Annotated in this window: 8 protein-coding genes; 4 read left to right on the forward strand and 4 right to left on the reverse strand. The window is 57.2% G+C overall.

What is annotated here, in order from left to right:
- Positions 1-17: 17 nt before the first annotated feature.
- Genes VG146_05445 through VG146_05460 form a run of 4 tightly spaced genes read right to left on the reverse strand, consistent with a single transcriptional unit; the run spans position 18 to position 2,487 of the window.
- The gene (locus VG146_05445) at positions 18-503 is read right to left on the reverse strand and encodes a cytochrome c (GenBank protein ID HEV2391792.1); all 486 of its coding nucleotides are present in this window, start codon (positions 501-503) and stop codon (positions 18-20) included.
- A gap of 6 nt (positions 504-509) precedes the next feature.
- Positions 510-1,544, reverse strand: a complete 1,035-nt coding sequence (locus VG146_05450; protein ID HEV2391793.1) for a cytochrome bc complex cytochrome b subunit — start codon at positions 1,542-1,544, stop codon at positions 510-512.
- Positions 1,541-2,014, reverse strand: coding sequence for a Rieske 2Fe-2S domain-containing protein (locus VG146_05455; GenBank protein ID HEV2391794.1), 474 nt, complete (start codon positions 2,012-2,014; stop codon positions 1,541-1,543). The genes VG146_05450 and VG146_05455 overlap by 4 nt, the downstream gene beginning before the upstream one ends.
- A gap of 11 nt (positions 2,015-2,025) precedes the next feature.
- Complete coding sequence (locus VG146_05460) at positions 2,026-2,487, reverse strand: hypothetical protein (protein HEV2391795.1); 462 nt, start codon at positions 2,485-2,487, stop codon at positions 2,026-2,028.
- A gap of 466 nt (positions 2,488-2,953) precedes the next feature.
- On the opposite strand from VG146_05460, the gene VG146_05465 reads away from it, so the two are divergent.
- The 4 genes from VG146_05465 to VG146_05480 form a co-directional block, all read left to right on the forward strand.
- Entirely contained in the window at positions 2,954-3,127 is a 174-nt protein-coding gene (locus VG146_05465) for a hypothetical protein (GenBank protein ID HEV2391796.1), read from the forward strand.
- 31 nt (positions 3,128-3,158) lie between these two features.
- Complete coding sequence (locus VG146_05470; GenBank protein HEV2391797.1) at positions 3,159-4,439, forward strand: endo-1,4-beta-xylanase; 1,281 nt, start codon at positions 3,159-3,161, stop codon at positions 4,437-4,439.
- 49 nt (positions 4,440-4,488) lie between these two features.
- Entirely contained in the window at positions 4,489-8,655 is a 4,167-nt protein-coding gene (locus tag VG146_05475) for an alpha-L-arabinofuranosidase C-terminal domain-containing protein (protein HEV2391798.1), read from the forward strand.
- Between the two features lie 125 nt (positions 8,656-8,780).
- The coding region (locus tag VG146_05480; GenBank protein HEV2391799.1) for a glycoside hydrolase 43 family protein at positions 8,781-10,327 on the forward strand (1,547 nt) is incomplete at its 3' end.

Genomic DNA, 10,327 nt, shown 5'->3' on the forward strand with positions numbered 1-10,327 from the left:
CGCCCGAATCGCGCCTGCTAAAAGCCAAGGTCTTCGCCCTTTGGCTTAAGGCTAATGAGGTAGGCGACCAAGTCCTCCATTTGTTGCTGGTTGATGAGGTCTTTGAATCCAGGCATGTGGAGAGGTGGAGTCGGGCCATTGGGGTCTAATTTTGGCTCGATGGGGACCCCATTCTGAATTTTGGCGATCAGCTCATCCTTTTTGTAACCGTCCGCCACGTGAATGAGCGCCGGGACCTCCTGGGCAGTCTGCGCATTGTAGTTGTGCACACCCCCTTTGCCCTGCGGTCCGTGACAAGCCTGGCAACTGAACTCGTTGTAAACCTTGAGGCCGCGTTCCAATTCAGGACTGAGCGGCTTGGCGGGAGCGGCGGCGGAAGCGCTCGTCTGCTGCGCGTTTTCCTTTTTTCGGCGTTGGGTGTCGAGGTAGCCGGTGGCGATGACCGAGCCGGTCAGAATCAGGCCCAGAAAGCCGACGAGATATTTTTGCGCGGTAACGCTCATGAGGGTTCAGCCTACAATCGCCTCCCAAAGCATGAAAACAATGGTCATTAAAAAAAATGCGGTCCCGACAATCAGCCAGAGATGTTTGCGGGGCGCAATTTTTTCAAGGGCGGCATCAATAAAGGGCCAGAAAAATAAACCAAGCACATAAACAATGCTGCCCCAAATGCCGACCGTGAGGGTCGTGAGCTTGAGCCAGCGATAAGTGGGAAAGAAGTACCATTCGGGCCGGATATGTCCCGGTGTATTGCCAGGAGTCGCCAGGGCTCCGACAGTAGGTGGAAAGAAAATCACATAATTGACAAGCCCAATGAGGATGAGAAGGCCAACGATAGCCTCACGCAACATGTGGTCTGGAAAGAACGGATACGTTTTGGGGTGCGGCTCGCCTTCGAGTGGCGCAACACTGTGCAAGCGCACGAGAACGAGATGGGCGCCCACGGTCAACGTCATCAAGGTGGGCAGCACGCCGATGTGAAAATCGTAAAAGCGGCTCAATGTATTGGGATTGACATTCGGTCCGCCACGCAACAAGTAGAGCAAAGGTTTACCGAGCAGAGGCAGTGCGGCAATCATGTTGGTGCCGATGGTGGTTGCCCAGTAAGAGAGCTGATCGTAAACGAGCGAATAACCCGTGAACGCAAATGTTAGGGTCAACATAAACAGGGCCACGCCCAGGACCCAGTTGAGCTCCCTCGGTTTGCGGTAGGCGCGGGTAAAGAAGACCCGGATCATGTGCAGCAGGACGGTGACAATCATCAATTGGGCCGCCCCTTGGTGTATGCCTCGAATGAACCAGCCCATGCGGACTTTGAAGGTGATGTTGCTCACACTGGCGAAGGCTTGCGCAGGGTATGGCACATAATAGAAGGTCAACAGGATTCGAGTAACCGCCAGGATGCAAAAGAGCATCAAGGGGGTCCCGCCGAGGCAAAAGAGCCATGCTTTCATGTGAACAGGGAGCGGCTCGCGCAGGGGTTTGCGCAGGACTTCCGGGTCCACAGGCACCCGCTCGTGAAGCCAATGCCCCGCCTGGCTCATACTTGTTCCTCCTTCAGCGATTTCATTACTACAAAGACCTCGTCATCCTTGAGCTTTACTTCGAGCTTTTCCAGCGGGCGCGGCGGGGGCCCCGATACGACGTTTCCGTTGAAATCATAAATACCATGATGACATGGGCAGATGAACTGCCTGACACCCGGGTGCCATTGAACGATGCAACCCAGATGCGTGCACACGGCTGATAACGCTCGAATTTCCTTGCCCTGTTTCTCCAACAGAACCGGACCCTCCGGCAGGTGGACCAGCCGCACCCCGTCAGCGGGGATATCACCGGGTTTGCCTGCCAGCACCTGGATCAACTTGAGGGGCCGTATGACCGGATACAAATACTGCAGGAATCGGTATGCCAGGCTCCCCAGGCCCAAAGCTGTCCCCGCGGCCAGAATCAGGTTGGCAACAAACTCGCGGCGCGATGATTGCGTGCTTTCAAATTGCTGCGCCTCATCCATGGCACCTGCGGCTATTTGTACTTGCCTGTGACTTGTTTGATGGCGTCTTCTTGTTTCCGGCGTTCCTCCGGGGTCAGGGTCTTGAGCTTTGCGTCCAGGGCCTTCTTCTTGCGAACATTGGAATCATAAACAAGGAACTCATAGATTTTTTTTGCGTCGGCCCTGCCGATATTCGAGCCGGGTTTGTACATCATGCGTTTGATGTACTGGGACCATTGTTCCGGCAAAACGTAGTCGGAATTAATAGGACGGCTCAATTTGTGGCATTGGGAACATTTCTGAGCAAATACCTGGTAATAGTCCTGCAGGCTCTCGGGGTAGCTCGAGACATTAATGGTTGCCGGCCCCTTGTCGAATTGTTCGATGCGGGCCTTGGTTTGCGCATCCAGAGATTCGTCGGCAGCGCGCGCGACGAATGGCGCGCCCACGAGGGCGCCCAGCAATAACGCGTTAAAGTGATGCCATATTTTCATGATGAGCTTCAGTACTTATGTTAAAATCCGCAGGAGACCTTTTTGCTCAATTCTTCGACCGTCCGTTTCAAGTCCTCAAAATCGTTTGTACTGACCTGTGCCCGGGCGGCCAGACACCCAGCAGATGCAGCCGTTACGAGAATGGAGAAAATCGCCTTACCCGTTCGATGGCGTAAAAACTCCCAAGTCATCCCTTTCATAGGTAAAGAAAAGCGAAACCAAGTCTCAGACACTCTCCTTGTTAAGACAACTAGGGTGCTCGCCCCAGGGGCTACCGCGGCGTGTTGGCGCAGGTTCAGCTAGGTGCGCCAAGTACGTTTGGGTTTACAGCCGAGCAGCGAGGGGCGACTTTTGAAGGGGTTGGCCCCTTGCGCCAGCTCCTCCAGTTGCTGCTTGAGCTGATTCGATTCCTGGACAAAATGTAAAAAACTCGCCATTTGGCGGAAGTGCTGATAGAGATTGACCAATGTCGGCGGATTCAACGCGTAAGTCCGATGATCCGGTTGCTGCGCAGCAGCGGTTTCTTTGCCTGTTCCTGCGAAGCGTGCGGGAGGTCTTTCGTTACGTGGCCGCTCTGGTCGCGAACGTGATCGACGCTGAGGTCCGCGAGGTCTATGCTGAAGGCAGACCGCGGGCCTGAATGAATTCCTTGGCATCTAAATCTCACTCATATGAAGCCTCATAACTTGGACCTCAGCTCAAGTATCGGGTTGCTCACGGCGGCCTTGTTTGCCATGGGTACGACGGCTCCGTCTGCCGAAACACCCACCCTCAAGGAAGCCTATAAAGCCCATTTCTACGTCGGCGTCGCGATCAACCGCACGATTGCAACGGCTTCCTCCGCTCGGGCCTATAACGTTAGGCGGACCTCCGCACAGGTCGATAAGGACGTCGCGCTCGTACAGGAACAATTCAACCAGATTTCCCCGGAGAACGACCTCAAATGGGCCCTGATTCATCCGCGACCAGGCGCGGACGGCTATAATTTCGGCCCTGCCGACGCCTTTGTCGATTTCGGCATGAGCAACCACATGTATATCGTAGGACATACCCTGGTCTGGCACGGGCAGACACCCTTCTGGGTTTTCGAGGGTACCCATTTGCCGCCTGGGCTGACGAATGCTTCGTCCACGTCACCTGCGGCCATCTTGAACCTGGCCGGGTCGAATGCGCCCGGCGGCCGATTTGGGCGCGGCTTTGGGCGAGGTTTTAATGGACCGCACGCATCCCGCGAGGAGTTGCTGGAGCGGATGCGCGACCACATTCACACCGTCGTTGGGCGCTACAAGGGCAAGATCAAGGTCTGGGACGTCGTTAACGAAGCCGTCGCCGATGGCGGCACCAACATTCTCCGAAATTCCCTGTGGCTGCAGATCATCGGGCCAGACTTCATCGCCAAGGCATTTCAATACGCGCACGAGGCCGACCCGGATGCGCTCCTGCGGTATAACGATTACGGTCTGGAGAGTTCGGCAAAACGCCATAAACTCATCACCCTGATCAAGTCGCTGCAGCAACAGCATGTCCCGGTCATGGCCATTGGCTCACAAACCCACGTTAGCGTTTCGTCGCCGAGCTTCGAGGCGGAAGACAAAGCGCTCACGGAACTGGAGGCGCTGGGGTTGCCCATTCACATCACCGAACTGGATGTCAATAGCGCGCAGGGCGGCCAGCGCAACAACGGGGCGGACGTCACCCAGAATGCGGCGACTACTCAGGGTGGCCTGGTCGAGGATGCCAACCAGCGACTGGCCGACGCTTACGCGGGTCTTTTCCAGGCGTTCGTCAAGCACGACAAATCCGTGAAGCTCGTGACTTTCTGGGGCGTCAATGACGCGATCTCATGGCGTGCCCGAGGCCGCCCGTTGCTCTTTGACGGGGATGACCGACCCAAGCCCGCCTTCAAGGCCGTCATTCACATCGCCACCGGTGGCCAGCCGGATGCGCCCTGACCAGTTTCCCTAACACTCACGCTCACAGCACGCCAACAAACCCAACACCATGAAAACTGCAATTGTAGGTTTCGCTCTCTTGGCTGGTTTTCCGGCTATGGCCCAAACCGACCGCCCCCCGGTGGAAGATTTCAAGCCATCGTCATTGAATCAGCTAGGCAAACAGTATCCCCAGGTCAACTCTGAAAGGCGCGTCCGCGCCCGCGTCATTGCGCCGCAGGCCCAGAGCGTCACGCTCGAATTTTTGGGCGGTGCGAGATACCCCCTGACCCGGAACGAAGATGGGGCCTGGGTCGGTGTTACGCGGCCACAGGACGAAGGTTTTCACTATTACCAGCTCGTGATTGACGGCGCCCAGGTTCCAGACCCCGGCAGCTTGTATTTCTACGGCGGCAACCGTTGGGGCAGCGGCCTGGAAGTCCCCGCGCAGGATCAGGACTTCTATGCCCTCAAGGACGTGCCGCACGGCGATTTGCGGCAGACGCTATACTATTCCAAGAGCGCCGATGCCACTCTCCGCTGCTTCGTTTACACGCCCCCGGATTACGAAAAAGACCCGTCCATGCGTTATCCGGTTTTATATTTGCAGCATGGCGCCGGCGAAGATGAAACCGGGTGGGGCAGCCAGGGTCACGCTGGTTTGATCATGGACAATTTGATCGCCGCGGGGAAGTGCAAGCCCTTCATCATTGTCATGGCCAACAGCTATGTCCCCGGCAGTTCCTACTCCTTTGGGGGCAGACCGGCTTCGACCAATGCTTCTGGTGCCGCGGCCACGAACGGAACCCCATCTGGCGGTGTGGGCGGTCGCGCCGGACGCCGATTTGACTTCAGCGCTTTCGAGCGAGTCCTTGTCAGCGACCTGGTCCCCTTCATTGATGCCAACTACCGCACGCTGGCCGATCAACGGAACCGGGCAATGGCGGGGCTCTCGATGGGCGGCATGCAGACCCGGCAGATCACCTTGGCCAACCTCGACAAATTCTCTCAGATCGGGGTTTTCAGCGGCGGCAGCATCGCTCCGACGAACATTGCCGACATGGCCGTCTTTAAGCAGAAGGTAAAGCTGGTGTTCATCAGCTACGGCAGCCGCGAAGTCGATCCCGCCAACCGCAGGCCGGGCGCCAACCGCGGACCCTTTGGCGGCGACCCTAAGGCGAACACCGAAGCCCTCAAAGCGGCGGGGATCAATACCGACTACTACATATCTCCGGGCACCGCTCACGAATGGCTATCCTGGCGGCGAAGCCTTCATCAATTCGCTCAATTGGTGTTCCAGGATAATCCAATGCAGATAGCCGCCGCCCTGCAATCCGCCGAACCACCCGCGGCGGTTCCGCAATCTGACGCCCAAACACCTGCGAGAGCGTCCGCGCCAACCGCGAAGACTTCCGATATCAGCGGCATCTGGAAATCCGAATTCGACTCCCAGATTGGCAATCAGAAATATACTTTCGTTTTCAAGCAAGACGGCACGCAATTGACGGGGAAGGCCAACTCCGAAGTGGGCGACCGCAAGCGCGAAGCCGAACTGAAAGAGGGGAAGGTGGACGGCGACAAGATTTCATTCGTCGAGATGCTCAATTTTCAGGATAACGAGATTCGCATCGCTTACACCGGCAAGCTCTCGGCCGATGGCAACGAAATCAGGTTCACGCGCGAGGTCGGCAGCTTTGCCAAAGAGGAAATTGTGGCCAAACGGGTCCAGAGCGAGTCGGCTGCGGCCTCACCCGCGCCAAGGGTTATCCGCATCAAAGCCGGAAGCTCTCAGCCCGTCAAAGATGCTGAGGGCAATACCTGGCAGGCCGACCAGGGCTTCGAGGGCGGCCAAACAATCGAAAGGCCTGACATCCAGATTGCCAACACCAAAAGCCCCAATATCTACCGGTCCGAACACTACAGCATGGACTCCTTTTCCTGGCCTGTGCCCAACGGGAAGTACCTGGTGAAGCTCCATTTCGCAGAAACCTTCGAAGGTATTACCGGACCGGGTGAGCGTGTGTTCTCCTTCAACGTCCAGGGGCACGAGGTGAAAGACTTCGATGTTTGGGTCAAGGCTGGCGGGCCTTTGAAGGCCTATGTGGAGACGGTCCCCATCGATGTCACTACCGGTGTGGTCAAAATCACCTTCAGCCCCAAAGTCGAGAACCCCCAAATCAATGCGATTGAAATCATTCCGGAGGGAGATGGCCAGGGCAGTGCGGAAAATTCGGCGGCGGCGCCAACCACCGTGGCGGTAACCCCTCCGCCCACCACCGTTGCCCCAATGCCGCCCCAGACCAGCACAGGCAACTCCGTTTCTGCCACTCCGGTGCTGCAAATTGACGTTGCTAAAATCACCGGCGCCGTCAGCCCGACACTCTACGGGTTGATGACCGAGGAAATCAATTTCTCCTACGAGGGCGGGCTTTACGGGGAGTTGCTCCGCAATCGCTCGTTCAAGGAAAACGCTCAGAACCCGCAGTTCTGGAGTGCGGTAGGCGACGGCGCCATCGCGCTCGACACCAATCAGCCTCTCAACACCGCTTTGAACCTGAGCTTGAAATTGGACGCGACCAAGGCGTCGAAAACCTCGCCCGTCGGCGTCGCCAACGGCGGTTTCTGGGGAATCCCGGTGCACCCACACACGAAATATCGCGCCTCGTTTTACGCGCGCGGGGAAGGGTTCGCCGGCCCATTGACTCTCTCCCTGGAAAGCGCCGACGGCAACACCGTTTTCTCCAGCGCCACGGTTTCTAAAATCTCCGGCGAATGGAAAAAGTACGAAGCCACTTTGAAAACCGGGAACAATCAGCCCTCGAAAGATAACCGGTTTGTCATCAGAGCTGCCACGCCCGGCACCGTCTGGTTCCAAAACGTCTCGCTCTTTCCGCCGACTTACCATAATCGTCCGAACGGCACGCGCTCCGACATCATGCGACTGCTCTCGGACATGCAGCCAAAATTCCTGCGCTTTCCCGGGGGCAATTATCTCGAAGGTAACAGCATCGCCGAACGTTTTAATTGGAAGGAAGCCATTGGCGACGTCGCGCAACGTCCCGGGCACCGCAGCCCGTGGGGCTATTGGTCCACCGACGGTTTCGGTTTGCTGGAATTCCTCGAATGGTGCGAAGACTTGCGCATGGAGCCGGTGCTCGCCGTTTATGCGGGTTACTCCCTGCGCGGGCAGCATGTTGAGCCGGGTCCGGAGCTGGAACCCTTTGTCCAGGAAGCCCTGGAGGAAATCGAATATGTCGTCGGCGACGGCAAAACCAAGTGGGGCGCGCAACGGGCAAAGGATGGACATCCTAGGCCTTTCAAGCTGACTTACGTCGAGGTCGGAAACGAAGACTGGTTCGACCGCAGCGGCAGTTATGAAGGACGTTTCGCGCAGTTTTACGACGCCATCAAGGCGAAGTATCCAAACCTGCAAGTCATTTCGACCGTCGGTTACGAACATCCGGCTGTCGTGCGCAGTCGCGCGCCGGATTTGGTGGACGAGCATTATTATCGTTCGCAGGAAGAAATGCAGGCGCACGCGCTCGACTACGACAAATATTCCCGCACAAACAAGACGAGGATTTTTTGTGGGGAATGGGCCACGCGCGTTGGCTCACCCACGCCAAACATGGCCGGGGCGCTCGGCGACGCCGCTTGGATGACCGGCATGGAGCGCAATTCCGACATCGTGCTGATTTCCTGCTACGCTCCGCTCTTCGTCAACGTCAGTCAGTTGACCGGGCAGGGCCGGTCGATGCAATGGAGCTCCGATTTGATTGGCTACGATGCCTTGAGCGCCTATGGCTCGCCCTCGTATTACGCGCAAAAGATGTTCAGCACGCTGCACGGCGACCAAATCCTCGCGACCGACTCGCAGAATATCCCGACGCGCGAATGGGAGCCGCGAGCGCGGCGCGGCGCGACCCCGCCGGCTCAGCAAATCCGGCAGATTTTTTTTGACGCCACCCGGGACAGCCGGCGCGGGGTCGTTTATCTCAAGGTCGTGAATGAGGCTGGAACAGCGCAGCGGATCAACGTCCAGATCACTGGCGCCAAGAAGGTGGAAGACAAGGGTGAAGTGGTGTCTTTAAGCGCCGCCAGCCCGGACGACACGAATTCGCTGGAACAACCTGAAAGGATAGTTCCGCGCATAGAAAAAGCCGACAATTTAGGCGCTAATTTCACGCGCGAACTCCCGGCGTATTCCATCACGGTTCTGAAGTTGAAAACCAAATGACACTCTGCGGTCTTCAGCAGTCTTTTGCTTTGCTTTTCCGGATCGCGTACCCATGTTGGGCCGGTTCGTGCCGATGCCGCGCCTGGCCTGGTTAAGAACGGGCCTGCGCCAGTGAAAAAAGGTTTATGTTGAAGTCGCTGCTGTCTTGTCTCCTGTGTGGCTTTGCCTGCTTGTCGGGTTTGTCGGGAACCACCGCCTTCGGAGCAGAAAGTTGGACCGCAGACAACGGGAACGGCACCTATTCAAATCCGCTCTTTTACGAAGAGTTTGACGACCCAGACATCATCCGCGTGGGCGATGACTATTACCTGGCCGGCACCACCATGCACATGAACCCGGCTTTGATAGTGCTGCATTCCAAGGACCTGGTGAACTGGGAATTGGCCAGCTACTGCATGGACCGGCTGAATCTCGGGCCGGCTTTCCGCCTCGAGGGTGGAAACATCTATGGCCGGGGCATCTGGGCACCCTGTATCCGTTATCACAACGGAATGTTCTATATCTTCAGCAACATCAACGATGTGGGATGTCAACTGTTTCGCTCCAAGTCTCCGAAAGGTCCGTGGACACGTAATCAACTTCCCAGGATGCATGATTTGTCTGTGCTGTTCGATGACGATGGCAAAATCTACGCCATTTATGGCGCGGGCCGGCCCACGCTCGTTGAGCTCAACCAGGACCTCACTGAGATTGTCCCAAATTCCCGCCGCCAGATGAACGCCCAGGGGATGGGCGAGGGCCACCATCTTTACAAGATCAACGGCAAGTACTTCGATGTCTCTGCCATTCCCGGCGAACACACCGACCAGGTTGTCGCCCGCGCGGAGTCGCTTGGCGGTCCCTGGCAGGTGGAACGCATGGTTCAGAGTGAATGTTTGGGTGTGCCCAGTCAGAACAGCGTCCGCGGAGGTCGCGGCACAAACCAAACCTTCACGATAACTCACAGCGACCCTAATTCGGGCGGGGGCTTAACCTTGCATCAGGGCGGGATCGTTGACACGCCTTCCGGCGAATGGTGGAGCGTCCTCATGCAGGACCACGGCAGCATTGGCCGCATGGTTGCGTTGGCGCCAGTGACGTGGGACAACAATTTTCCTCTGATCGGCCTGCCCGGCAACCTCCGCAAGGCGCCCAATACCTGGGTTAAGCCGAACACCGGTTACACCCAAAATCCCAAGCCGCTGTTTGTGCGCAGTGACAGTTTTGATTCTCCGAAGCTGAATCCCGTTTGGCAGTGGAATCATGTCCCCGATGATTCCAAGTGGTCCCTCACCGAACGGCCCGGCGTACTTCGACTGCACTCGCTGCCTGCCGGCAGCTTCTGGGTGGCCCGCAATACTCTAACGCAGCGGCCTATGGGACCGGAGTCCATCAACACGGTAGAAGTCGATGCATCAGGCCTGCAGCCTGGAGACACAGCAGGTTTGGCCCTTTTGAACGCGCCGTACGCCTGGATCGGCATTGTGAAAAGTCCTGAAGGCGCCACCTTGCAGATGTCCGATCAGACGAATCGAAAGAACCGCAGGCTTGCCACCGGCGCCACACATTTCTGGTTTCGTGTCGCTTGCAACTTCGATACGGAAGAAGCCGTCTTCAGTTGGAGCACCGATGGCAAGGAATTCTCTCCTCTGGGTGGCCCCTTTGTCATGGCGTTCCAGCTCATAACCTTTCA

This window comes from Verrucomicrobiia bacterium, from assembly GCA_035946615.1.
Lineage (GTDB): Bacteria > Verrucomicrobiota > Verrucomicrobiia > Limisphaerales > UBA8199 > DASYZB01.